Raw genomic sequence first — 26,470 nt, forward strand, 5'->3', positions numbered from 1 at the left:
CGGCGAATTTTCTAGATTAGCGCACTGATCCTCAATAAAAAACCGGAAATCCCGATGAACAAATCTGTCCTGACCCTGATCGCGGGGGCCGCTATTCCCGTGATTGCCGCGGTGGCAGCCATCACCGTGAACAGCGCGAACAGCGATAAGCCCGCCCAACAATACCCGGAAACCGCCACGGTCGAACAGCAGGATACGTATTTTGGTACCCAGGTGAGCGATCCCTATCGCTGGCTGGAAGATCAGGAGTCCAAGCCGGTAAAAGACTGGGTGAAGGCCCAGAACGATTTCGCCCTGCCTGCGCTGAAAGCGTTGCCCGGCTGGCAGAAGATCAACCACCGTTTGACCGAGTTGTGGCAGTACGAACGCTACGGGGTGCCCTACAAGAAGGCCGGGCAGGTCTTCTATCAATACAACGATGGCACCTGGGACCAGAGTGTTTTCTACAGTACCGCCGACATCAACAAGGAAGGCGGCGTGGTGTTGGATCCGCGCACGCTGAGCGACGATGGCACCATCGCCGCCAAACGCTATGCCGTAAGCCCCAATGGCCGCTACCTGGCCTACGGTACTTCCGATGGTGGCACCGACTGGACCGATTACCACGTGCGCGACCTGAAAACCCGCCGCATGCTGCCGGACCACCTCACCGGGATTAAATTCAGTGGCGCCACCTGGGCCAAGGATGAATCCGGTTTTTACTACAGCCGCTATCCGTTCAACAAAGACGGCAGTGCCGACGACAGCAAGCAGGTGGCGATCTACTTCCACAAAATCGGTGAGCCGCAAAGTAAGGATCAGCGGGTTTACCAAATCACCGACCACCCCACCCGTAATCCCGGTGCGCAGGTGACGGATGATGGGAAATATCTGTTGCTACCAATTTTCGATGGCTACGACAGCAACGGCATTTACTACAAAGACCTGACCAAGCCCGATGCTGAAGTGGTAAAACTGCTGGACGACTGGGATGCCCTCTATACCTTCCTCGGTAACAACGGCAAGACGTTCTATTTCGAAACCAATTCCGACGCGCCCAACGGTCGCGTGATCGCGATTGACCTGGATAAGCCAGAAAAAGCGAATTGGAAAAATCTGGTACCGGAACAGAACAACGCCCTGCAAGACACCAATCTGGTCGGCGGCCGCTTGGTACTGCACTATCTGGAAGATGCAAAATCCAAGGTGGTGGTAACCGACCTGAATGGCAAGCAACAGTACGAACTTAAGTTGCCCGGCGTGGGCACCGTGACCGGTTTTTATGGTGACCCGGATGACAACGAAACCTATTTCGAGTTCAGCAATTTCCTGATGCCGCCGAGCATTTACAAACTGGATGTGTCCACCGGCAAGAGTGAAAAAGTCAAAGCGCCCAAGTACCCGGCGGACTTTTCCGATTACGAAGTCGAGCAGCACTTCTTTACCAGCAAGGACGGCACCCGTGTGCCGATGTTCCTGGTGCATAAAAAGGGCATGAAAAAGGACGGGCAAAATCCAACCCTGCTGTATGGCTACGGTGGCTTCAATGCCGCGCAGCTGCCACGCTTCTACACCCGCTTTGCCGGCTGGTTGGATATGGGCGGCACACTCGCCATGGTGAGCCTGCGCGGCGGCAGTGAATACGGCAGCGCCTGGCACAAGGCCGGCACCAAGCTGCAAAAACAAAATGTGTTCGATGATTTTATTGGCGCAGCCGAATGGCTGATCGACGAAAAGATCACCTCACCGGAGAAACTGGGCATTATGGGTCGCTCCAATGGTGGGCTGTTGGTCGGTGCAACCGAGGTGCAGCGCCCTGAGCTGTTCAAGGTGGCGCTGCCCATCGTCGGCGTGCTGGACATGCTGCGCTACCATACCGCCTCGGCCAACGCACGCCAGTGGTCCAGCGATTACGGCCTGTCGGAAAATAAAGATGAGTTCGCCGCGCTCTACGCCTACTCCCCGGTGCATAACACCAAAAAAGGCACCTGCTACCCCGCCACCCTGATCACCACCGCCGACCGCGACGACCGTGTGGTGCCCTGGCATAGCTACAAGTTTGCCGCCGCGCTGCAGCGGGATCAGGGTTGCGATAACCCCGTCTATCTCGCGGTTGAGACCCGCGCGGGCCACGGTGCCGGCAAGCCGGTGTGGATGCAGGTGGAAGACTTTACCAACCAGTATGCGTTTCTTGCCCATGAACTGGGACTCGAGATCAAGTAATCTCGGTGTTTTGGGGCGCGTCCTGCGCCCCGGGCCCGGGGGGGATTTATGCGCGCATTTGTGACTGGTGGTACCGGCTTTCTCGGTGCCAACCTGATTGAACAGCTGGTGGCCGATGGCTGGCAGGTGACCGCCATGCACCGGCCAAGCTCGGACCCGGCGCGCTTGCGCGCGTTGGGTGCCACGCCGGTGGCGGCGTCGCTGGGGGATGTCGAATCGCTGCGTGCAGCGCTACCGCAAGAACTCGATGCGGTGTTTCACCTGGCCGGCAACACCAGTATGTGGCGCGGTGGCGACGCACAGCAGTGGCAAGATAATGTCGAAGGCTCGGCAAACCTGACCAGGGCTGCGCGTGAGCATTTCGCGGCACAGCCGGATGCCCACCGTGGACGCATGATCGTCACCAGTTCAATCTCGGCCTACGGCTACCACTCCGATGTGATCAGTGAAGCCAGCCCCAAGCTCGCCACCAACCCGCGCTTCCATTACCACTACTCAAAAATGCATGCGGAACAGGCCGTGTTGCGCGAAGCGGCCAATGGACTGGATGTGGTGTTCCTCAACCCCTGTGCCATCGTCGGCAAATACGATGTCTCCAGCTGGGCGCAGACATTTTTTATGCTGGCAGAAAACAAGTTGCCGGGCGTGCCGCCGGGTGCAGGGTCTTTCTGTCATGCCGGCGCCGTGGCGCGCGCGCACATCAATGCTTTTTATCGCGGGCGCAGTGGGGAGAACTATATTCTCGCCGGTACCGACGCCAGCTTTCTGGAGTTCTTCGGCATCATCGCGAAGCTGGTCGGGGTACCTGCGCCCAAGCGCACGACGCCCGCGCTGGCAATTCATACGCTAGCGCGCATTTCCGATATCGCCGCGCGCTTTAGTGGGCGCGAGCCTGCGGTAACCCCACAAAAGGCAACCATGCTGACCGGGCGCGCTCTGGCCGATTGCAGCCGCGCGGAACAAGAACTGGGCTACCAGAGCCGCGTAAGCCTCGAAGACATGCTGACCGAGTCCCGCGACTGGCTGGTGGCCGAAGGTTTGTTGCAGCTTCCATAGACAAAATAACTTCAGGGGAAACACGGGTGAATCGTCAAAATATTATCTTTATCCTGGTGGCGATACTGTTGGTTTTACAATTGGTGCAGCATTTCTTTCTCTCGGCCCCTCAATAGATCCGCGCTAGCGACTAAACCGTAGAAGGGAAACAGTGCATGGAAAGCTTACAAGCGCAGTTGCAGGAACTCGGCCCAGTTCTCACGGCCGTCGGAGCGAATATTCTCTGGGCCCTGCTGGCATTGGTGGTGACCTGGATTGCTGCAAAGCTGGTGTCGCGCGCGGTAGGCCGCCTCAGTGAGCGCGGTATCGACGAAACCTTGGTCCCGGTACTTGAGACGCTTGCGGTATGGGCTACCTATGTTGTCGGTGGCCTGGTGGTACTGGATATTTTCGGTGCGAACACCACCTCACTGGTAGCTCTGTTGGGTGCCACCGGTCTGGCAATCGGCCTCGCCCTCAAGGACACGTTACAGAGTATTGCTGCGGGATTTGTACTGCTGGGCCTGCGCCCGTTCCGGGTCGGTGAAACCATTCAGTTCGGTAATACCATCGGTACCGTGCGCAAGATAGGCCTGTTCACTACGGAAATGGATACACCGGATGGCCTACGTATTTCCGCTCCGAACGACAAAGTGTGGGGTGAAACGCTCACCAACTTTAGCCGCAACCCCAAGCGCCGCATCGAATTAATCGCCAGTATCGCCTACCGTGATGATATTGAAACCGGGATGCGTGTCCTGCGGCACCTGGTGGCTGACGAGTCGCGCATCCTGGCGGACCCGGAGCCTGCTTATGCGGTACGCGAACTGGCAGATAGTGCGGTTAATCTACACATGCGCGCGTGGGTGAAAACCGCAGAGTATTGGGATGTGTACTGGGCGCTGATGAAGCAGCTCAAACCCGCTCTGGAAGCTGAGGGGCTTTCCATCCCTTTCCCACAGCGGGAGCTGCATGTTGTCGCGGGGGACAGCGCAAAGATAGCGCCCAAAGCCGGCCCAAAATGAGATCCGCCAAGGCGCTGAGGGCCGCTGTTTATCCCGTGTGACGGCAATTTCGTCGCAGAGGTATCGACGAACCTGTGATGCACTGCCATCTTGGCGGGCTAATTTTTTCTTATTCTTTTCCTATCAATCCGTTTACTGAGTAGTACTTTCAAAGAGGCGAAACTATGCGCAAAGCGCTCCTGAGTCTGGTTATTGCAGCGGCCGTCGCCGGCTGCCAGCAGGGTGAAGACCCCAAGAAACAAGCTGAACAGGCGAATGCCACTCAATCCGGTGAGCAGGCCACCCAATTGCCGCTGACCCCTGAAGACGGTCAGCAAGATGAAACCGCGCGCCTGACCGAGTGGTTCGATGCCAAGTACGAAGAAGAGCTGAAGTTCAGCCCTATCCAGCTGAGCTACCTGGGCCGCAAAGAGCTATACAGCGAAATCGACGATATGACCAAAGCCGCGGCGGAGAGCCAGCTGGCGTGGAAAAAAGCCACCGTCGACGAGATGAAGCAGCAGTTTGACTACGACAAGCTGAGCACCGAAGGCAAAGAGTCCTACGACCTGTGGATCCAGCAGTACGAGCTGGAAAAGGCCAACCTGCCGTTCTGGGACTACAGCTACTTCGCCAGTGAGCTGGGTGGTCCGGAGTCGCAGTTCCCTACTTTCCTGATCAACCAGCACAAGGTGGATACCGAGCAGGACATGCGCGACTACATCGCTCGTATCGGTGGTATCAGCACGGCCCTGAGCCAACTGCTGGAGCGCGCCAAGGTTTCCGCAAGCAAGGAAATCCGCCCTCCCCAGTTTACCTATGACCTCGCCATCGAACGCGCGCAGAAGGTAACCACCGGTAAGCCGTTCAGCGATGGCGACGATGCGCCGCTGATGGCGGATGCGAAGAAGAAGATTACCGCACTGCAAGACGCCGGCACCATTGATGAGGCCACCGCCAAAGACCTGCTGACCCAGGTAGAAACCGCGCTCACCAGCCAAATGAAGCCCTCCTATGAGGCCTACATTGCCTGGCTGAACGAAGACAAGGTCAATGCGGATGAGGTGCCCAAGGGGGTTTCCCACCTGCCTGACGGCGACAGCTACTACAACAACCGCCTGGCCAACCACACCACCCAGCCAATGACTGCGGAAGAGGTGCACCAGATTGGTCTGGATGAAGTAGCGCGCATCCGCAAGGAAATGGAAGCGATCAAGGACAAGGTCGGCTTCGACGGCAACCTGCAAGAGTTCTTCACCTTTATCCGTACCGACGACCAGTTCTACTACCCGGACACCGATGAAGGTCGCAAGGAGTATCTGGACAAAGTGGAAGGTTTCCTTGCCGATATCGAAGCAAAGCTGCCGGAGTACTTCGGTATCCTGCCCAAAGCCAAGTTGATCGTGAAGCGCGTGGAGCCATTCCGCGAAGTCCCCGGTGGTGCCCAGCACTATGTGCCGGGCACGCCAGACGGCAGCCGCCCGGGTACTTATTACGTGCACATGTCGGACATGAGTGCACTGTCTACCGCGGATATGGAAACCGTGACCTACCACGAAGGTAACCCCGGTCACCATATGCAGATTTCTATCGCGCAGGAGCTGGAGAATATTCCCAAGTTCCGCACCAATGCGTTTTCCACTGCGTATATCGAAGGCTGGGCGCTGTACTCGGAGAAGCTGTCCAAGGAGATGGGTCAGTTCCAGGATCCGTACAATGACTTCGGTCGTCTGACCGCCGAAATGTGGCGCGCCATCCGCCTGGTGGTGGATACCGGTATGCATGCCAAGGACTGGAGCCAGGATCAGGCGGTCGAGTACTTCCTGGAGAACTCTGCCATTCCCGAGACGGCGGTGCGCTCCGAGGTACGCCGTTACCTGACCTATCCGGGCCAGGCCACCGCATACAAGATCGGAATGATCAAAATTGAAGAGCTGCGCAGCAAGGCGGAAGAAATCCTGGGTGACAAGTTCGACATCCGCGGCTTCCACGATACCATTCTCGGTGGCGGTGCCCTGCCTCTGCCGCTGCTGGAAAAACGTGTAGAAAACTGGATTGTCGAGCAACAGCAATCCAAAACCGACGCTTAATCCTCGCGAGGGTATGTCGAAAAAGCCGGGCTTTGCCCGGCTTTTTTTTGCCAGTGTTGGTCCGATGCCAAGCCAGCGCTGAGCAAACTCTAAAAACGCGCCGTATATTCAGGGACTAAAAATCTATTCGGTCCCGGACAAGAGTTATGGAGAAATCGCTATGTTAAATCCGGTTAGTTTATTGCGTACCGGCCTTGCCGCTATCGTAATGTGTCTGGCAATGCCAGCACTTGCGGAAAAAGTAGTCGAGAAGAACATTGCCAGCGAGCAGCAAGCATTTCGCATCGTGCAGCTTGCCGAAAATTTGCACCACCCCTGGGCGGTCGCGCAGTTGCCGGACGGCCGTTTTCTGGTGACCGAGCGTCGCGGGCGCCTGGCGCTCATAGACAATGGCAAGACCACTTATCTGGAAGGTGTGCCAGAAGTTTCCGCCAAGGGCCAGGGCGGGTTGCTGGATGTCGTATTGCATCCCAAATTTGGTGATGGCACCAACAACTGGATTTACCTGACGTATTCAAAACCGTCTGCAAATGGCGCGGAATCTGCGTCCGCAGTGGTGCGCGCCAAACTCACTGAGCAGGGGCTGGCCGATGTGCAGCCGGTGTTCGAGCAGGACCGCTACTCTGCCCCGGGTCGGCACTACGGCTCACGACTGGCTTGGTTGCCGGATGGTACCTTGCTGATGAGCATTGGCGACCGCGGTATAGTGCGCGAGCGCGCGCAGGATATCAGCGATCATGCCGGCAGCGTGTTGCGCATGAGTGATACCGGTGCGCCGGTAAAAGGAAACCCATTTGCTGGCGACAAGCGCGGCCATGATGAAATTTACAGTTATGGCAATCGCAATATTCAGGGTATGACGGTAACCGCCGACGGTCGTATCTGGGCCAGCGAGCATGGCGCGCGCACCGGCGACGAACTCAACCTGATAGAGCCCGGTGTTAACTACGGCTGGCCCACCGTGAGCAAAAGTTTTGAATACAGTGGCGAGGCCGCCATTGGTGTACCCTCGGCACCGGGCGTGCGGGATGCGGTGTTTATTTTTGATGGGCGCTTTGCGCCATCGGGTTTGGCACTGGTAAAGAGTGAGCGTTTCCCGGCCTGGCAAGGCAACCTGCTGGCCGGCGGGCTCGGCAGTGAAAAATTGGTGCGCGTTGTACTTGATGGCGACAAGGTGGCGGGCACTGAAACCCTGCTCGAAGGGCAGGTGGGAAGAATCCGTGATGTGCGTCAGGGGAAGGATGGTTATCTCTATCTGTTGAACGATTCCAACGATGGCGGCCTTTACCGTTTGGAGCCCGTCGTGGAATAACACAGTCTGCGCACGCCGAAAAACTCTGTGTGAAAAGCCCTGCCATTTGGCGGGGTTTTTTATAAGGAAAAAATCTTCAGTAAAAAAATCACCGAATCAGTAATCCGACCCACGGCGCGCCCCGTAGAAATCTTCGAGACAAAACACAGACCCCCTTTGCAGTCTTTTGTCTCTCCCTCCTAAGGTGCTCAACCCCCTGAGCACCTGCGAGTTGCCCCATTTATGCCGCCTTTGCCCAAGGCGGCATTTTTTCTTCCTTTATGCCCTCAGGCGGCAAAACCATCTCCAGCTGCTAGATTAACTATATGGCGTCGTTTTTGCGGTCGCTGGCGTGTATTGTGATCTGGGGAAACCTTGGCTACTTCGACTTCTCCCGGTGACGGGAAACCGACAACTGCTGCATCCGGCGACTCCGCCACCGCTGATCAGGTCAACCTGGAGACGGTAGATCTGGCGAGTGTTTTTGCCACTTTGGGTACGTCCGCAAAGGGCCTCACCGGTGCGGATGCCAAGTCACGCCTGCAAGAATATGGTTCCAACGCCATCACCGAGAAAGAAGAAAGTGCATGGCGCCGCTTCCTGCATTATTTCTGGGGCCCGATACCGTGGATGATCGAAGCTGCCGCCTTGCTGTCGGCGATCATCGGGCACTGGGCGGACTTCGCAATTATCAGCGTGCTGCTGCTGTACAACGCGGTAGCCGGTTTCTGGCAGGAGCGTAAGGCATCCCGTGCGCTCGCTGCGCTGAAAGCCGGCATGGCGCCCAAGGCGGAAGTGCTGCGCGATGGTGACTATCAGGCAGTAGATGCGGCGGAAGTAGTTCCCGGGGATATCGTACGCGTGCGCCTGGGGCAGATAGTGCCCGCGGATGTGCGTTTTATCGATGGTGACTTCATTAGCATCGATCAGGCTGCGCTCACTGGCGAGTCACTGCCGGTGGATAAGAAGGCCGGCGACATCGGTTACTCCGGCAGTATCGCCAAGCGCGGCGCCATGAGTGCTGTGGTCATCGGTACGGGTAGCAATACCTTTTTTGGGCGCACGGCCAAACTCGTGGCCAGTGCCGGCAAAGGCATGTCGCATTCACAGCGCGCCATGACCCAGATCGGCGACTTTCTGATTTTTTTCTGCCTGTTGCTGGCGCTGGTCCTGGTGGGCTATGAGCTGTACCACGATATCGTAGTGGCGAAAGACTGGCACTGGTCCAGTGCGGTCGATATTTTGCGTCTGGTGCTGGTGCTGCTAATTGCGTCGATTCCTGTCGCCATGCCATCGGTGGTCACCGTCACCAATGCACTCGGTGCGCTGGCGCTGTCGCGCAAGAAAGCCATTGTGTCGCGCCTCGAATCGATCGAGGAACTCGCGGGCGTGGATATCCTGTGTACCGACAAAACCGGTACGCTCACCAAAAACCAGCTCACCTTACACGAACCAAAACTGTTTGATGCAGAGGATGCCGATACCCTGATCGTCGGTGCTGCGCTCGCCTCGGAGGCCGGTTCCAGTGACCCCATCGATTGCGCAATCGCCGCCGGAATAAAAGACCCCTCCGCACTGAAAAAGTATATCCGCAGTGACTTTACCCCCTTTGACCCGGTTACCAAATACACACTCGCCAAAGTGACCAATGCCGATGGCAAGGCGCTGAGCTTCGCCAAAGGTGCGCCCCAGGCCATCGCCAAATTGTGTGCGCTTGAAGGCGACGCGGCGAAAAAAGTCGAGCAGAGTGTGGCGGATCTGGCCGCGCATGGTTTGCGCGCGCTGGCCGTTTCCATGTCGGAAAATGACGGCGATCACTGGTCATTTCTCGGCATCCTGTCACTGGAGGATCCTCCCCGCGAAGATTCTCGTGAGACCATCGCCCGGGCGCGGGAGCATGGGCTCGCGGTAAAAATGATTACCGGTGACGATGTGGCCATCGGTAAGGAAATCGCACAACAGGTTGGCATCGGCACCAATATCCTGAATGCGGCGGATGTGTTTCCCAAGGACTTTAATCCCGATCATCTGCCGCAGAAAAGCATCGAATGTGTAGAGAAAGTGGATGGTTTCGGACGGGTGTTTCCCGAGCACAAATACGCGATTGTGAAAGCACTGCAGGGCCAGCATCACCAGGTGGCGATGACCGGCGATGGGGTCAACGATGCCCCGGCTCTCAAGCAGGCCGATTGCGGTATTGCCGTGAGTGGTGCCACCGACGCCGCGCGCGCAGCGGCGGCGATCATTCTGACCGCGCCCGCTGGTGATCGCGATTCTCGGTACCCAGGTACTTGCCGTATTGATGTGCGGCTTTGGCTGGCTGGTGCCGAAAATACCCTGGGTGATTATCGGGTTGGTGTGGTGTTACATGCTCGTCTGGATGTTAGTGCTCGACGTGGTAAAGCGCGTGCTCTACCAGCATCTCGGTGGTGCAGAAAAAGTTCCGGAGAAAAGCAGTGGACTACTTTGACGATTTCCGTGTCAAACCGGGGAGCAAGGTGCATCTGGGCAAAATTGATGCCTCGTATCATGGCGATATCAAGGATGAAGACGCGGCGATTGCGGTCACGCAGGAATACAAGATCAAGCTGCGTGAATTGCAGTATCTGATGTACGCCGAACATAAACACTCGCTGTTAATCTGCTTGCAGGGGCGCGATGCCGCAGGCAAGGACGGCACCATCAACCATGTGTTGGGTTTTATGAACCCGCAGGGGTGTACAGTAACCGGGTTCAAGCAGCCGTCAACGGCAGAATCGGAGCACGACTTCCTGTGGCGCTGTCACAAGGTGACTCCACGGCGTGGCCATGCGGCGATTTTTAATCGCTCGCACTATGAGGATGTACTGGTTCAGCGAGTGCACAACATAGTGCCAAAAAAAATTTGGTCCGGGCGCTATGAACACATCAATAACTTTGAAAAGTTACTCGCCGACAATGGCACTACCGTTCTTAAGTTTTACCTGCATATCGATGCCGATGAGCAGTTGGAACGCTTTAAGAAGCGTATCGACGATCCGGCGCGACACTGGAAGATCAGTGAGTCGGATTACTCCGAGGCACAGTATTGGGACGACTATACGACGGCATTCGAAGATGTGCTGGAAAAGTGCAGTACCAAGCACGCGCCCTGGTTCGTTATTCCGGCGAATAAGAAGTGGTTTCGCAACCTGGTTGTATCGCAAATCGTGTTGCGCGCACTGCAGTCACTGGATATGAAATTCCCCAAGCCCACCGTGGATATCGACAGTATCCGCAAGAAATACCACGCGTTGAACAAAGAGGTGAACAAGGAAGATAAGGATTCGGGAAAAAACGGCGAGAAAAAGAAAAAAAATGGTAAGAAATAAATGATCCGGCCGCAGGCGCGGCCAGACACAATTGGCGGCGGACTGCCCTAGAAGGCAACCCGGCGATAACGCCGGTAGTTCGGCGACCAGAAATTCTTCTCGATATTTCTCTCCAGCTTCTCCTGGGTAATACCCGGGGCTACGCCGTCTTCCTGTGCCTGCAGGCCCACGGCCATGGCAATGGCCTTGCCCACCTCGCGAATGTTCGACATCGCCGGTAACAGCGCGCCGCTGCCCTCTTTTACTACTGGCGCGTTTTCTGCCAGCGCGTTGGAGGCCGCCATCAGCATGTTCTCGGTCACCCGGTTGGCATTGGCCGCGATCACACCCAGGCCGACGCCCGGGAAGATGTACACGTTGTTGCACTGGGCGATGGGGTATTTCTTACCATCGAGTTCGACCGGATCAAACGGACTGCCGGTGGCCACCATGGCCTCACCCTGGGTCCACTCCAGCACTTCCTGCGGCGTGGCTTCGGCGCGCGAGGTTGGGTTGGACAGCGGCATTACCAGTGGGCGCTTGCAGCCTTTGTGCAGCGCTTCAATCACCGGCTGGGTGAACAATCCGCCCTGGCCCGATACGCCGATCAGGATGGTGGGCTTCACGTGTTCGATCAGGGTCTGCAGGTCCCATTCCGGGGAGTGCGGATATTTGTCGGTGCTCTGCGCCAGTTTTTCCTGGAAATCGTGCAGGCCCTTCATCTCGTTGGTGACCAGGCCGTAGCGGTCGAACATAAAGATGCGCTCGCGGGCCTTTTTTTCGCTGAGCCCGTCGCCGACCATGGCGGAGACCGCCTGCTCGGCAATACCACAGCCAGCGGAACCGGCACCCACCACCAGCACCTTCTGTTTGGACAGCGTCTCTTCCTTGGCCTTGCACGCGGCGAGCATGGTGCCGAGTGCCACCGAAGCGGTGCCCTGAATATCGTCGTTGAAGCAGCACACCTCATCGCGATAGCGGTTGAGCAGCGGCATGGCGTTGTTCTGGGCGAAGTCTTCGAACTGAATCAATACCTTGGGCCAGCGACGTTTTACCGCGGCAATAAATTCCTCAATGAATTCATCGTACTCCTCCTGGGAAATACGCTCGTTGCGCCAGCCCATATACATGGGGTCGTTCAACAGGGTGCGGTTGTTGGTGCCCACATCCAGGGTGACCGGCAGCGTATAGGCCGGGCTGATACCGCCGCAGGCGGTGTACAGGGACAGCTTGCCGATGGGAATGCCCATACCGCCAATACCCTGGTCGCCGAGGCCGAGAATGCGCTCGCCGTCGGTGACCACGATGACTTTTACGTTTTCCTTGGTCGCACTGCGCAGGATATCGTCCATGTGTTTGCGGTCCGGGTAGGACACAAACAGTCCGCGGTGGTTGCGGTAGATATTGGAGAACTCTTCACAGGCCGCGCCCACGGTGGGGGTATAGATGATCGGCAGCATCTCTTCGATGTGTTGTTCGATCAGGCGGAAGAACAAGGTTTCGTTGTCATCCTGGATCGCGCGCAGGTAGATATGGCGCTCCAGATCCGTGCTGCACTGCTGGTACTGGTGGTAGGCACGGCGCGCCTGCTCGCTGATGGACTCCACGTTGTTGGGCAGCAAGCCCACCAGGTTGAACTCGATACGCTCCTGTAAGGTGAAGGCGCTGCCCTTGTTCAGCAGCGGCATCTCCAGCAGCGAGGGGCCGGCGTGGGGGATATACAGGGGACGTTTGGTTTTCTGGCTCATAAATAAGTAAACAGGTAATCGGCGACCAAAATGGTGGTAAACAGTCATGTGCGCGACAGCCTTTGTCATTGACGCGCAGGAAATTCTGGGGCGCATTTTACGCAGGCTTGTGTGCCTGTGTCTCACCCCGAGCGGGAGGTAAAAGCGGAATTTTTCTGAAAAGAACAATTGGAAAAGAAAGTGCGGTAGGCTCTCGCAAAACAACACAAAACTTTGCAAGGATTTTCATGTTCAGCTTTCAGATCGAACCCCGCTTCAGCGAATCCGATGCCCTCGGGCATATCAACAACACCGTGGTGCCGGTGTGGTTTGAGCAGGGGCGCACACCGATCTTCGAGCTGTTCAATCCGACGCTCGATCTGCAGAAGTGGAATCTGATCCTGAAGAAAATGGATGTGGATTTTGTCGCGCAGATCTACCTGTACTCACCGGTGGAAATCCGCACCAGCCTGAGCAGCGTGGGCAATACCTCAATGACCATCCATCAGGAAGTGTGGCAGAAGGGCAAGCTGGTGGCGCAGGGGGACTGTGTGATGGTGCACTTTGACTATGCGCAGCAGACCAAGGCACCGATTCCGGAAGACGTTAAGCAGGAGCTGCAGGAACATCTCGTTTAGCCCGTTGTGACTGAGATGCCGGGTATCGTTCTCAGGTGGTGATGACCTGATTACGACCGCTGTCCTTGGCCCGGTACAGGCGGGAGTCCGCTTCCGCCAGTAGCTGGCTCTGCTTTGCGTTGTTGCCACCTTCGGCAACGCCGAAACTGATAGAAATTTTCACATCCTCTTCGTACTGGCCGCTCAGCGCCTCGACCTTGTGGCGCAGCTTCTCGGCCAGTATGCCGCCGCCCTGTACGTCCGTATTGGGCAGCAGAATCAAGAACTCCTCGCCGCCCCAGCGCGCGACCACATCGTCCGCGCGGGTATTGTCCTGCAGTGTCTGCGCGACGTCCTGCAGGATACGGTCACCGAAGCAGTGGCCGTAGGTGTCGTTGATCGCCTTGAAGCTGTCCAGGTCACCAATCAGCACCGCGTAGCGCCCGGCCAGTTCGTGGTTGCGCCGCTCCATCTCATCGATGGCGCGGTAGGCTTCGCGGCGGTTGGCCAGCCCGGTGAGCGCATCGGTGCTGGCGTGGCTTTCCAGTTCTGCGGTGAGCTTGTGCAGCATCTGTTGGGTCTGGTGACGGCTGCTGTCGAGGATCGCGGTCAGCGCGGTGAGGGCGCCGAATACGGCGATAAAGCGCGCGCGGTGGGCGGTGTCGTATTCCGCCAGCAGTCCCGGGAAGTCCGGGTAGAACAGGATCAGCGCGGTGGCGCCACCGATACCGCCAAGGGTGACCGTGCCCCACTTGTAGCCATACAGGTTGATAAAGCCCGGCACCAGCATGACCGCCCACATCAGGCCGGTGTTATTCACGCCACCGGACAGCAATAGATAGAAAAACAATACCAGCAGCAGTGCACCTACCAGAATCGGCGTCTTGCGGCTGGGACCGGCGATATTCACGCCCACGTAGGACAGCAGAATAATCCCTGCCACGATAAACAGCGTTGTGGACAGCACCGCATCCGCGGACATCAGTGCAATCACGCCCATGGCGCCAGTAATCGCGAGGGCGAAGATCAGCATATAGCCCGAGGCCTGAATCCGCCGGCGCAGTTCCAGGGCGCGGGCCTGTGCGACCGGATCGGCGCTGTCGTTGTGCAAGACTTCGTTGGTGGTTGCTGCAGTGATTTCCATGGTATCGCCAGTACTCTGTTCGGCCACTTCCATTAGCCGTGTGTTTCCCGCCGGCTAACACCGGGCGCTCAGCGGGCTATATTAAAGGCGAATGGGACTGGCGCGGAGAGGGTCATGGGGCGGCTGCTACTGATTTGTGAAGATGTTCTCAGTCTGGAGGCCGATGCACTGGTGTGTCCCGCCCACAAGCACCTGATTCGGGGCCGCGGCCTGTCCGCACAGATCTATGATCGCGCCGGTGACGAGTTGGTCAGTGAATGCTCGCAACTGCCCGAGTGCCCGGTGGGCGAGGCCCGGATGAGCGCCGCACCCAATCTACTGGTGAATCATCTGATCCATACAGTCACCCCTCAGTGGAGTAGTGGTGACCAGTGGGGGGCACAAGTGGTGGCGCAACTGCGCGCGTGTTACGACAGCGTGCTGGCGCTCGCCAGAGAGCGTGGATTGCGCCGCCTGCTGTTTCCAGCGCTCGGCGCCGGTACCAACCGCTTTCCCCATGAAATTGCTGCCCACCAGGGGCTAGCCGCCCTGCGCGCCGCCCAGGACGACTTTTTGCAGCTGACCGTAAGCCTGCACTCGCGCGCGGCGCTCGCCACCTGGCGCAAAGTGGATGCGCGTTTTTTTCCAGAAAATCAAAACGGACACGATTGGGCGGATTAGGTTTAACAAAAATTGGCGCACGCTGGGTTCGTGTCGAAATTTCTGAGCGTGTGAATCGGTGCCAAATTTTTATAAATTAAGCCTATATCTACGCAAGCAAATTTTGTTTAGATCAATCCAGCGCGAACCAATATTCTGAAGTTCCAACTGCTTCACGATTTTTCAAATTTGCCCCCCCTGCAATCAATCCGCACATTTGCTGCGCCCGTACTCCAAGCGCAACCTTCAATGACAAAGATCAAATAAACGATCTAAATCGAATCGCAAATTTCGGAGTGTATTTATGTTCAGCAAAAACAAACTCATTCTTTCCCTGGCGATGAGCGCACTTTCTATCTCTGCACAGGCAGAGGATTTCTATATTGGCGGTAACATCGGTTACAGCAATATGGACAATACGGCTACCAGTGGCAGCTTCAGCAGTGAATTTGTCACCGGTCCTGGCACTACCCTGCCGGCGGGCGTTGCGCTCCCTGCGGGTACTGATGTCGGTTGGAACACCAATGTCGACAGTGGTACCGCGTACAGTCTGACACTCGGTTACAACATGGGCCAGGTTCGTTTTGAAGCGGAGTATGCGCGCTCCATGAACGACGTTGAATCCCACAGCAACGTTGCCACCGCGGGTATCGCGCTGGGCAGTGAAGACGCCGGTGTTCTGGTGACTGGCGCGCCAGATAATCTGGGCGTGAGCGTTGCGGATCTGGTCGCCGACGGCCGCGGTGAGTTCGACGCAAGCTATCTATTTGCCAATGTGTATTACGACTTCGATCTGGGTAGCCCCTTCAAGCCTTACATCGGCGCTGGCATTGGTAACGCCGACATCGATGTTGAGTATCGTCCGTCTGGCGTAACGATCGTCAACGACGACGACAGCGTATTTGCCTACCAGGTAATGGCCGGCGTTAACTTCGATGCAACCGAACAGCTGACCGTATTCGGCGGCCTGCGCTGGCGCGAAACCGACGATATTCGCGTCAACGCGGATCTTTTCGATGCCCGCTTCGATATGGAAGTGAGCAGCTTTGTTGCTGAGCTGGGTACCCGCTTCAATTTCTAATTGGTGATTGAGTGCCAACGAAAGAACGGGCCAGGTGGCCCGTTTTTTTATTTGCCGCGTATCTTTCTTTTCGTCATGATGCAGATCACGTCTTCCGGGTATGGATTTGTAAAAGGAACATCTGCGTTATGAAACTTTTTGGCAGCTTCACTTCACCCTTTGTGCGCCACTGCCGTATTGCCCTGATGCAATCTAATCTCGATTGGGAAATGGTCGAACTGGATATTCATGCGAGTAAAGATCCCGGTACTCCAACCCTGCGCGTACCGTTCCTGGAAGATGGTGCACTCAGGCTCACCGACTCCACGAGTATCGTAAAATACATACGTGAAAAAGCGGGGCAGGAATTCATCGGCGACATACAAGATCTCGATCGCTATTGCCTTGCGAATACCTTGCTGGACAGTGCGATCAATTTATTCCTGCTGGAGCGTACCGGTTTGGACCTGAACGAAAATGTATACACGCGCCGTCAGCAAAAGCGTGTTGAATCGATTTTGGGCGAGCTGAACTCGGCGCCGTTGCCCGTGTTCGGCGAATTTAATGATGCCGACTATCGCATCGCGGTGGCGGCTGCCTGGGGGCAGTTTCGCCAGCGTTATTCCATTAACGGGCACGACAATTTACAGCGCTTGCTGGAAATGGCTGGCAAGGATTCTGCGTTCGTGGCCACGGCACCGCCCGCGGCTTGATCGAGCCGAAAACCGGGTATTTGCGCCCGCCCCCTCTCTGTAATTTTTGCCATTTGTGGATTATGCGTTTTTTGTGACTTTCTTTCCGCATCGTAGAGATTCATGTTCTGTTTAGTGGTGGACTTCCCCCCGTTAATGTTTTCCAATCAACCGGTCAGTAGAGGAATTAAATAGCCCTTTGCTTTCATCAAGCCAATTTCGTCAATAGAAATCCACACGGCGAATTTTGGCCATATAAGAAATACATAGTGCTAACTGGAGAGACAATATGACGGTGCAAGGAATAGTAACTTCTCTTTCCCTTGTTGCATTGGCTGGTAGCTTAGGCATGCCAGCATTTGCGCAGACCAGCGGAGAAAGCCAGGAAATTCTGGAAGAAGTGGTTACGGTCGGTACCAGAACTAAAGCCCGGTCGGTATCGGAATCCCCAGTACCGGTGGATGTACTCAATGCGAATGACCTGGCCAAATCCGGCAGCAGCGATATGCTCGACTTGCTAAAGGGCTCGGTGCCTTCTTTCAACGTGCATGACCAACCGATTAGTGACGCGGCCTCAATGATCCGCCCGGTGAACATGCGCGGCCTGTCCTCTGATTCAACCCTGATCCTGGTGAATGGCAAGCGCCGCCATCGCGCTTCTGTCATTGCCTTCCAGGGCGGCGGCCTGAACGACGGTGCCCAGGGCCCGGATATTTCCGTAATCCCCAGCGTTGCGCTCAAGCAGGTTGAAGTACTGCGTGACGGCGCCGCGGCCCAGTACGGTTCAGATGCCATTGCCGGGGTGATGAACTTCGTGCTGAAGGATGATGCCGAGGGTGGCTCGCTGGAAGTCAAAAGCGGGGAATTTTTTGAGGGCGATGGACAGGCTACGACGATCTCCGGCAACTACGGTATGCCCATGACCGATGCCGGCTTCCTGAATCTGAGCTTCCAGATGAAGAATGTCGACGACACGTCACGCTCAGTTCAGCGGCCTGACGCCCAGGAAATGATTGATGCCGGCAACACCGCCGTGGCGGCACCGGCACAGATCTGGGGTTCACCCAAGATTGACGATGACCTGACTCTGTTTGCGAATTTCGGTATCGATCTGCAAGACGGCAGCGAAATTTATGCGTTCGGTAATCATTCAACCCGCACGGTGGACGGCGGCTTCTATTACCGCAACCCGAATGGCCGTGACGGCGTTTACACGACTGGGGATGTTCGCTTGGTTGGTGCCTTGGATGGCAACGCCGCGAGCTGCGATGCCTACCGCACCGTGCCGCTGGCGGATGGTTCCGACATGGTGACTTCTGGGCTGACCGCGGACGATAACTGCTTCGTCTTCAACAAGATGATTCCCGGTGGTTACACCCCGCGCTTTGTCGGTGACATTACCGACAACTCCATTACTGCAGGTCGCCGCGGTGAGTTTAGCGATGGTTTCATGCAGGGCTGGAATTACGATGTCAGCGCCTCTGTTGGTCGCAATGAGGCGCAATTTGGCCTGAACAATACTATCAACCCGTCATTTGGCCCGGACAGCAAGCGCAATTTCGATACCGGCGCCTACATCCAGCTGGAAAAGACCCTAAACTTCGACGTGCAAAAGCAGTTCGATACCCTCAGCCTCGCCATGGGTACCGAGTGGCGTGACGAGTCCTTCCAGATTATCGCTGGCGAAGGCATGTCCTGGCAGGTGGGGCCGCTGGCCGACCAGGGCTTCAATATCGGCTCGCACGGTTTTGCCGGATTCTCGATTGATTCTGCAGGCACTGCAGAGCGTAGCAACTATGCCCTCTATGTGGATGTAGAGAACCAGCTGACCGACGACCTGTTGCTGGGCGGTGCCCTGCGCTACGAGGACTTCGACACCTTCGGTGATACCGCCAACTACAAGTTGACCTTCAACTGGCAGCTGACCGACAACGTCGCCTGGCGCGGCTCCCACAGCACCGGTTTCCGTGCGCCCACCATGGGGCAGGCTTCTGTGGTCAATACCCAGACTTCCATCGTTGGTGGCCAGTTGACCCAGGCGCAAACCCTGCCGGCGCCCAAGCTGGGTGAGGCAGAGTTGACGCCGGAAGAGTCGGTTAACTTCGCCACCGGCCTGGTCATGTCCGCAGGGGATGTCGATGTGACCATCGATGCCTATTACATCGAAGTGGAAGACCGCATTGCACTGACCGACAACGCCGCACCTACCGACGCCCAGCGCGCGGCCATGGCGGCAGCGGGTGTGCCCAACCCGGAGCTGATCGGACAGATCAACTACTTCGCCAATGATTTCGATACCGAAACCACCGGTGTCGATGTAGTGGCAACCTACGGTGCGGAACTGTTCGACGGTGTCACGGACTTCAGCCTGGCCTACAACTGGACCAAGACCGAGGTCAACGGCGGAGATGCCACCTGTGGTGGTGCCTTCCTGAATGACCAGGGTGAGATCTGTAAGGCCGTTCGCCTGGAGCGCGGACTGCCGGAGCATCGCGCTTCCTTCACCGTGGCGCAGAACTGGGACAAGCTCAGCGCCTTCGTGCGCACCAACTTCTACGGTGAGTATGTAGGGGTTCACGCCGACTGGTTTGGCGAGCAGTTGGGCTCCGAGTTCACCATGGACATGGAGGTTTCCTACCAGGCGGCGGAATCCGTTTCCCTGACAGCCGGTGCGTCCAACCTGTTTGACAACATGGGCGGCAAGATCGATGGCTCCATCGTCGGCGCGCCGGACAATGTACTGGGTGGTATTTACTACGAAACCTCGCCTTATGGCATTGGCGGTGGCTTCTACTACCTCAAGGCGGGTTACGAGTTCTAATCAACTCGCCTGATCCGGAAGTAAAAAAAGCGCCCTTCGGGGCGCTTTTTTGTTTGCGTCGTCAACGGTGCTGCCTGGCAGACGAGAGCTGCCGTGAGCACATTGCAACGCCGATAAAAAAACGGGCCATTGGGCCCGTTTTTTCTGTCTCCGAAGAATTACTTCTTCGCGCGCTTGCGCATATTTTCCTGCAGGATTTTTTTGCGTAGACGGATGTGGTTCGGGGTTACCTCACACAGCTCGTCGTCTTCAATGAATTCCAGCGCCTGCTCAAGGGTGTGGCGAATTGGCGGCGTCAGGGTCAGGGCTTCGTCGGTGCCGGCGGCGCGTACGTTAGTGAGCTGCTTGGCCTTGGTCGGGTTTACCACTAGGTCGTTGTCGCGGGAGTGGATGCCCACGATCTGGCCCTCGTAGATCTCCTCGCCGTGGCCCAGGAACAGACGGCCGCGGTCCTGCAGTGCATACAGCGCGTAAGCCAGGGTTTTGCCTTTCACCATGGACACCAGGACACCGTTGATGCGGCTGGTTACATCGCCTTCCTTCACCGGACCGTAGTGGTCGAAGATGCTGGTCATGATGCCGGAGCCGCTGGTCAGGGTGAGGAACTGGTTACGGAAACCGATCATGCCGCGGGACGGTACCACGAAGGTCAGGCGCACACGGCCCTTGCCGTCCGGCTCCATGTTAGTGAGTTCGGCCTTGCGCAGACCCAGCTCTTCCATAATGGAACCCTGGTGCTGATCTTCGACGTCGATCACTACCTGCTCGTACGGCTCCTGTACTTCACCGTCGACAATCTTCTGTACGACTTCCGGACGGGATACACCCAGCTCGAAGCCTTCGCGACGCATGGATTCGATCAGTACCGACAGGTGCAGCTCACCACGGCCGGATACCTTGAACTTGTCCGGGGAATCGCCCTGCTCCACACGCAGTGCCACGTTGTGGATCAGTTCCTGGTCCAGGCGCTCCTTGATGTTGCGGCTGGTAACGTACTTGCCGTCCTGGCCGGCAAACGGCGAGTCATTTACCTGGAAGGTCATGCTTACGGTGGGCTCGTCCACGGTCAGTGCAGGCAACACTTCCGGGTTTTCCGGATCGCACAGGGTGTCGGAAATATTCAGCTCACCGACACCGGTAATACAAACGATGTCACCGGCGCTGGCTTGTTCCACTTCCACACGCTCCAGGCCCAGGTAACCCATGACCTGCAGAACCTTGGCCTTGCGGGAGTTGCCTTCGCGGTCGAGTACCACGGTCTGCTGGTTCGGCTTCAGGGTGCCGCGGGTGATGCGGCCAACACCGATTACGCCCACGTAGCTGTTGTAGTCCAGCGCGGAGATCTGCATCTGGAAGGGGCCGTCCTGGTCAACCTTGGGCGGCTCAACCTTGTCGACGATCATCTGGAACAGCGGGGTCATGTCGTCCGCCATATCGGTTTCGTCGGTGCCGGCGATGCCGTTCAGGGCAGAGGCGTAGATTACCGGGAAGTCCAGCTGCTCATCGGTGGCGCCGAGGCTGTCGAACAGGTCGAATACCTGGTCCATTACCCAGTCTGGGCGCGCGCCCGGGCGGTCGATCTTGTTGATAACCACGATCGGGTTCAGGCCCTGCTCGAATGCCTTCTGGGTTACGAAGCGGGTCTGTGGCATGGGGCCGTCTACCGCGTCTACCAGCAGCAGCACCGAGTCCACCATAGACAGCACGCGCTCTACCTCACCACCGAAGTCGGCGTGCCCAGGGGTATCCACGATGTTGATACGGTAATCGTTCCAGTTGATCGCGGTGTTCTTGGCGAGGATGGTAATACCGCGCTCTTTTTCCTGATCGTTGGAGTCCATCACGCGCTCGGAATCGGCGCTGCGGCGGTCGAGGGTGCCGGACTGCTGCAGCAGCTTGTCCACCAAGGTGGTCTTGCCGTGGTCAACGTGGGCGATGATCGCGATATTGCGAAGATTGTCTATCACAGGGGGCCTCTGGGCGTAATGCGTGATTGGGCGCAACCGTCGGGTCACACCGGAGAATAAGGTCAGGCGGGGGCTGGGCTGAGAGGAATACAGCGGCTATCCGGCCAAAGCGCGCGCATTATAGAGCTGAAATGTGTCAATTGGGAGTTGAACTGGTGAAAAGTTGTGCGAAAAAATCGCCTGGCTGGCGGTAGCGTCTTGCGCGCACGCGACTTGCAAACGCCTGCGTACGAGTAACAAGGCACTATGTGGGACTCAATATTGGTCGATGCCGGTGCTTCCAGACTAGAAGAGTCGCCATTTGGTAGAACAGAAACCCGTGACCCCGGGGTGCTGCTGCTCGCGTTCGGGCCGCTTTGGCTCAACGGGTGCTGGCCAGTGTCCCTGCAGGTCCACACCGCGCGAAGCGGGGTTCTGCACGCGCAGCATAGCCGCCGAGCCAGTCTGGCCACGCTGCTGCCAGCACGCAGTGAATTGCGCTGACGTCCTGTTGGCGACGGTAGGCCTCCAGTAGCGCCGCGTAAGTGCGGAAGCGCTGGGAAATTTTGCGTACGTAATCGTAGGGTTCCTGCCCGCGTGCGTAACCGTAGCGTGCCTTGGAGTAGTATTTCCTTTGCGAAAGCAGCAGCATCGCGTTTTCCACATTGCCAAACCAGACATTGCGGTCCCAACCTTTTTCTTCCGCCAGGTCCTGCGCGTCGTATACGTGGCCGAGACCCGCGTTATACGAGGCAAGGGTAAACCACATTCGGTTCTCGGGGCTGATCCCCTTGTCCTCGAATTTACGATACAGCCAGCGCAGGTATTTCAGGCCGGCACGCACACTGGTTTCAGGGTCGAACAGGTTCTTCTCACCTACCTGCTTGCCGGTATCCGGCATCACCTGCATCAGACCCTGCGCACCCACCCAGGATTTCGCTTTGGGGTCGAATGAACTCTCCTGAAACATTTGTGCGACGATCAGTCGCCAGTCGAAGTTAAATTCCTCCGCATATTTTTTAATGAGCTCGTCGTAGGGGGAGATTTCGCCCTTCACGCTGAGCGACTTGATTTCATTCCGGGTTCTACGCGGATGGTCAAAATATTTCTTGTACAGTGTTTCGCGCAGTTTGACGGTTTTGGGGCTGTTAAAGAACTTCTCGATTGCGGTGAGCAGCTGGGGATTGCTTTCCCGTACCATCCACGCATAAAAATTATCTTCAATTTTGAGGTCGTAAATCTTCACAATGTCGTCGCGCCAATGTTTTTCCAGGCGGACGGTAACATCATCGGCAATCGTAAGGTCATACTCGCCATCGGCCACACGATCAAGAATCTGCGGTATGGTCAAATTCTCCGGAACGAGCTGAATGTCGATCTTTAAATCCCTGAACTCGGGGCGCTCCTGCATTAGCGTCATGAGCACTTCGAACTGGCTGCTGGACTTCAGCAAATGGATGGTTCTGCCATTCAAGTCTTCCAGTTTCTCTAACTTGTCCTCCGGCTGGCCAACAATGGATACCGCGGCCTTTATGTAGTGGGGGCCAAAGTTCATACCCGCTTCATCCCGCGCTTCGGTGTCGGAGATCAGACTGGCAGCAACATCTGCCTTGCCGTCACGTACCATGGTGAATATCTCCATGTGCGTGGGAGCAACCACAATTTCCAGTCGCACACCGAGGCTCTTGGCAAATTGCTGCAGTAATTCATATTCATAGCCCATCACGCGCCCTTTCCACATAAAATAGGTGCCGGGATGGTTGCGGGTCACCGCACGGATTACACCGCGTTCCTTGATTGAATCCAGATCGCCAATATGGCGGGTGTGGGGGCTGGTCAGCTTGATGCTGCGGATGGCCTCATTGAGTGCCTGCTTTAACTGCGGTGAGTCTTTGCGAATACCGATGGTCAGCGGGTCTTCCCGTTCAAACACCACATTTTTTTTGATATTGTCACGGAACTGTTGCACCAGATCGAAAATCTGTTCATCGATCACCGTGAAGTCGATATGCCCCATGGAAACGTCGATTGCCAGCTCGACATAATTTTGTGTGACCACCTCAAGTTTCAGACCCGGGTGTTGTTTGGCGATTTCCCTGCCGCGTGTCTCAAAAACCGTCCCCTTGGTGACCACGAGGGTTTTTCCTTGCAGCGAATCGCCAGGTTTGACCTTGGGCATATCCTTGTGTGAAACCAGGGTGTCATGGGTCTTGCCGATGGTTTTGCTAAAATCGATGAGCTCTGCGCGCTCCCCGGTGGGCACCAGATTGTTGGCGATGATATCGCCCTTCCCTTCGACCAATAGCGGAATGAGGCGGTCAAAATTTTCCACGAATAGAACCACGGGCTCGAGGCCCAGCTTTTCCGCTTTCTGTCTTGCCAGTTCGATCTCAATATCCTGCTGGGTCGCCGCGCGGTGCAAAGAGTCTGTATTTGCGATGTCTACCAGAATGCGCAGCATGCCGCGCTTTTTGATCGCATCAAGGTCACCGGTTTCGACATAGTTATTGAACGCACCAATCGGATATTCCCCAGAGGTTTCTGGTTCCCATGTGGCACTGGGGCGAAGATCACCTTTTTGTGCCGCCTTCCCGCTGAACTTTTTATGGGGCTTACCGGAAGCGCTATTTATGGCCGTGGCGTCAGTGTCGTCGTCAGCCTCCGTGGAGTCCGCACCGCCTTCAACGTATTCGGTACTGGTCTCTGTCTGTTTTCGGGGTCCTGAATCTTCTGGTGTGCGCTCGCAGCCACCAATAAATAGCAGTGCGCAGAGTAGGTACAGGCCCGAAATTGCTCGCAGATTGGTTGGCATCAGCCCATCCCGGCTTCATCAAGGAATATGTTCAGTTTAGTTGCGGGGAGCGACTTCGTCGGTGGGAAGGTGGCCCTGGGGCTGACGGTTGGATATGACGTCTTTGCCGACGCGGAACAGGCGTGACCTGGGGTTCAGGATCTAAAGATTTGTGTGCTGCTTGGGCAGTCTCAGATGCGGTAATTCAGGCGGAATTTGGCCAGCTGAGCGTGGCGCGGGTACCACCCAGTTTCGGTGACCGGTCTAATTGGAGCTCTCCGTCGTGCCACATCATCACCTTCTTGACGATATAGAGCCCCAGTCCATATCCCTGATCATCCGTTGCCGACCGCGTAAAGGCGTCGGTCAGCTCCAGTGCGTCGCCGCCGAGCCCCGCCCCGTTGTCCTCAATTGTCAGTACGCAGCGGTTGATATCGTGATGGAAGCGCACATCCACACGATCCTCGGCGTATTTGCGCGCATTGGTGATCAGATTGTGAATCGCAATGGTCAACGAATCCGGTTCAAACCAGGCATTACCATCGGCAAAGTAATAGCCGATCTGCAAGTCCGGGCATTGCACCTCGAGAGAATCCGACAGTGCGCTGAAAAATGAATTGAGTTCGTTCTGCTTGCGGGAAATAAACTGTTCCTGGATTTCTATCTTGGCAAAGGTCAGGTATTTTTCGATCAGCGATTCGATATCGCCCGTGGCCTGGGCGATCATGCGGGCAGCCTCGCTACCCTTGTCTTCAAGGGCCAGCTGGAACTTAATCCTTGCCAAAGGCGTGCGAATTTCATGCGCAATGGTACGCGCCAGATCCTGGTTCATGCGACAGTATCCCAGCACAATATTCGCGTTGCGGCGGAAGGTCTCCGCCAGGGGGTAAATGGTCGAACGGCGGCTGGTGCGCGAAGGTAGGCGAAATGGTTTTTTGCTGAAACGAATCGCGGTATTTTGCAGGCGATTCAGGTCCCGAAACATTGGCCAGATTGCGGCCAACAACACCAAAAGCATGGCGCCAATAAACAACAATCGCCATTGCGTCACACTTTCTGGCTGACGCTGCGGGAAGGGGCCTATCTGGACAACATTGTTATCACTCAGGTGGTAGAAAAGGATCTGCTCATTGCTATTGTCCAGGCCGATAATTTCTCCGGCCTGCATGCGTTCCATCAGGTCGTGGGGGAAGTGCACGGCATTCAGCGGATAGCGTTGTGCGAGCGGTGCGTCGCGGTGCTCAAGTACTTTGGCAAGTTGTGCGGCGCTGATGGCATATTCGCCGGGTTGGTCGGAATAATTCTGGTACAGCGCGCTCAGTGCGCTCAGCACGACGATGAGTGCCAGAGCAAAGATCCCCAGCAAGCGCAGCATTTGACTTCGCATTAGCCGTTACCAGCCGTCGTATGTAGCGCATAGCCGCGGCCGCGAATGGAGCGGATCGCCACGCCATCGTTAAAACTATCTAACTTTTTACGTAGGCGGCTGACTCGCATGTCCACCACCCGGTCGAGACCATCAAATTCCCGCCCGATCACTCGGCGGAAAAGATATTCACGGCTCAACAGCTGGGTGGGTTGCTCGGCAAAGATCAGCAGCAGGTCGAACTCGTTTGCGGTCAGCTCAATGACATCGCCGTAAATGGAAGCAGCGCGCGTGGTCAGGTCGATTTGCAGTGGTCCAAAACAAATATCGCTGACTAGAGTGGGACGTTTGGCGTTTCTAATATTTGCGGTGATCTTAGCCCACAGTAATTCCGGATCCACGGGCTTTACCAGATAGTCGCAGGCACCTAGATCGAGACCGCTAACCTGATCGTTAACGGAACTCAGCGCGCTCAGGAAAATTAATGGACAGTTGATCTGGTATCGGCATTGTTCTAACAACTGGAAGCCGCTGGCATCGGGCAATACTACGTCGGCAATAATCAGATCGTAATCGCGATGGTGCAAAGCCTTAAGGAAATCTTTGCCGCTGGCCGCGTGTATCACTTCGCACTGGCGCGCACTTAGAAAGCGTAAGGTGAGTTCGGCGAGCTGTTGGTCATCTTCGAGCAACAGGATGCGGTAGCCGCCCATGGG

Annotated in this window: 18 protein-coding genes; 12 read left to right on the forward strand and 6 right to left on the reverse strand. The window is 56.5% G+C overall.

Going from position 1 to position 26,470, the window contains the following annotated elements; genetic code table 11:
• Window positions 1-54 precede the first annotated feature (54 nt).
• From ACP15R_RS16945 to ACP15R_RS16975, 7 genes are all read left to right on the forward strand, one after another.
• Window positions 55-2,202: a prolyl oligopeptidase family serine peptidase gene (locus tag ACP15R_RS16945; protein WP_224867966.1), complete on the forward strand. Its 2,148-nt coding sequence runs from the start codon at window positions 55-57 to the stop codon at window positions 2,200-2,202.
• 48 nt (window positions 2,203-2,250) lie between these two features.
• Window positions 2,251-3,258: an NAD-dependent epimerase/dehydratase family protein gene (locus ACP15R_RS16950; RefSeq protein ID WP_224867965.1), complete on the forward strand. Its 1,008-nt coding sequence runs from the start codon at window positions 2,251-2,253 to the stop codon at window positions 3,256-3,258.
• Window positions 3,259-3,413: 155 nt separating this feature from the next.
• Entirely contained in the window at window positions 3,414-4,262 is an 849-nt protein-coding gene (locus ACP15R_RS16955) for a mechanosensitive ion channel family protein (protein WP_224867964.1), read from the forward strand.
• A gap of 164 nt (window positions 4,263-4,426) precedes the next feature.
• Window positions 4,427-6,331, forward strand: a complete 1,905-nt coding sequence (locus tag ACP15R_RS16960) for a DUF885 domain-containing protein (RefSeq protein ID WP_224867962.1) — start codon at window positions 4,427-4,429, stop codon at window positions 6,329-6,331.
• A gap of 160 nt (window positions 6,332-6,491) precedes the next feature.
• Complete coding sequence (locus tag ACP15R_RS16965) at window positions 6,492-7,643, forward strand: PQQ-dependent sugar dehydrogenase (RefSeq protein WP_224867960.1); 1,152 nt, start codon at window positions 6,492-6,494, stop codon at window positions 7,641-7,643.
• Window positions 7,644-7,997: 354 nt separating this feature from the next.
• Window positions 7,998-10,232 (forward strand): plasma-membrane proton-efflux P-type ATPase, encoded by a 2,235-nt coding sequence (locus ACP15R_RS16970; protein WP_224867958.1) that lies wholly within the window; start codon window positions 7,998-8,000, stop codon window positions 10,230-10,232.
• Window positions 10,121-10,972, forward strand: a complete 852-nt coding sequence (locus ACP15R_RS16975) for a polyphosphate kinase 2 family protein (RefSeq protein ID WP_224867956.1) — start codon at window positions 10,121-10,123, stop codon at window positions 10,970-10,972. The genes ACP15R_RS16970 and ACP15R_RS16975 overlap by 112 nt, the downstream gene beginning before the upstream one ends.
• Window positions 10,973-11,019: 47 nt before the next feature.
• Here ACP15R_RS16975 and ACP15R_RS16980 read toward each other — a convergent pair whose 3' ends face one another.
• Window positions 11,020-12,699, reverse strand: a complete 1,680-nt coding sequence (locus tag ACP15R_RS16980; RefSeq protein WP_224867954.1) for an NAD-dependent malic enzyme — start codon at window positions 12,697-12,699, stop codon at window positions 11,020-11,022.
• Between the two features lie 227 nt (window positions 12,700-12,926).
• Here ACP15R_RS16980 and ACP15R_RS16985 point away from each other — a divergent pair, with 227 nt between their 5' ends.
• Window positions 12,927-13,316, forward strand: a complete 390-nt coding sequence (locus ACP15R_RS16985) for an acyl-CoA thioesterase (RefSeq protein ID WP_224867952.1) — start codon at window positions 12,927-12,929, stop codon at window positions 13,314-13,316.
• Between the two features lie 31 nt (window positions 13,317-13,347).
• Here the strand turns inward: ACP15R_RS16985 and ACP15R_RS16990 are convergent, their stop codons facing one another.
• Window positions 13,348-14,472 carry a GGDEF domain-containing protein gene (locus ACP15R_RS16990; protein WP_224867950.1) on the reverse strand — a complete coding sequence of 375 codons (1,125 nt, stop codon included), beginning with the start codon at window positions 14,470-14,472 and terminating at the stop codon, window positions 13,348-13,350.
• An 81-nt stretch (window positions 14,473-14,553) separates the two neighbouring features.
• On the opposite strand from ACP15R_RS16990, the gene ACP15R_RS16995 reads away from it, so the two are divergent.
• From ACP15R_RS16995 to ACP15R_RS17010, 4 genes are all read left to right on the forward strand, one after another.
• Window positions 14,554-15,099, forward strand: coding sequence for a macro domain-containing protein (locus ACP15R_RS16995; RefSeq protein ID WP_224867948.1), 546 nt, complete (start codon window positions 14,554-14,556; stop codon window positions 15,097-15,099).
• 283 nt (window positions 15,100-15,382) lie between these two features.
• Window positions 15,383-16,159, forward strand: a complete 777-nt coding sequence (locus ACP15R_RS17000) for an outer membrane beta-barrel protein (RefSeq protein WP_224867947.1) — start codon at window positions 15,383-15,385, stop codon at window positions 16,157-16,159.
• Window positions 16,160-16,287: 128 nt separating this feature from the next.
• Entirely contained in the window at window positions 16,288-16,851 is a 564-nt protein-coding gene (locus tag ACP15R_RS17005; protein ID WP_224867945.1) for a glutathione S-transferase family protein, read from the forward strand.
• Window positions 16,852-17,119: 268 nt separating this feature from the next.
• Entirely contained in the window at window positions 17,120-19,651 is a 2,532-nt protein-coding gene (locus tag ACP15R_RS17010; protein ID WP_424987572.1) for a TonB-dependent receptor plug domain-containing protein, read from the forward strand.
• 158 nt (window positions 19,652-19,809) lie between these two features.
• Here the strand turns inward: ACP15R_RS17010 and typA are convergent, their stop codons facing one another.
• The 4 genes from typA to ACP15R_RS17030 form a co-directional block, all read right to left on the reverse strand.
• Entirely contained in the window at window positions 19,810-21,618 is a 1,809-nt protein-coding gene (typA, locus tag ACP15R_RS17015; RefSeq protein WP_224867943.1) for a translational GTPase TypA, read from the reverse strand.
• A 361-nt stretch (window positions 21,619-21,979) separates the two neighbouring features.
• Entirely contained in the window at window positions 21,980-24,409 is a 2,430-nt protein-coding gene (locus ACP15R_RS17020; RefSeq protein ID WP_224867942.1) for a transporter substrate-binding domain-containing protein, read from the reverse strand.
• Between the two features lie 184 nt (window positions 24,410-24,593).
• On the reverse strand, window positions 24,594-25,763 hold the full coding sequence (locus tag ACP15R_RS17025; RefSeq protein WP_424987573.1) for an ATP-binding protein: 1,170 nt from the start codon (window positions 25,761-25,763) through the stop codon (window positions 24,594-24,596).
• An 11-nt stretch (window positions 25,764-25,774) separates the two neighbouring features.
• Window positions 25,775-26,467, reverse strand: a complete 693-nt coding sequence (locus ACP15R_RS17030; protein WP_224867940.1) for a response regulator transcription factor — start codon at window positions 26,465-26,467, stop codon at window positions 25,775-25,777.
• Window positions 26,468-26,470 lie beyond the last annotated feature (3 nt).

The sequence above is a fragment of the Microbulbifer sp. S227A genome, from assembly GCF_049800935.1.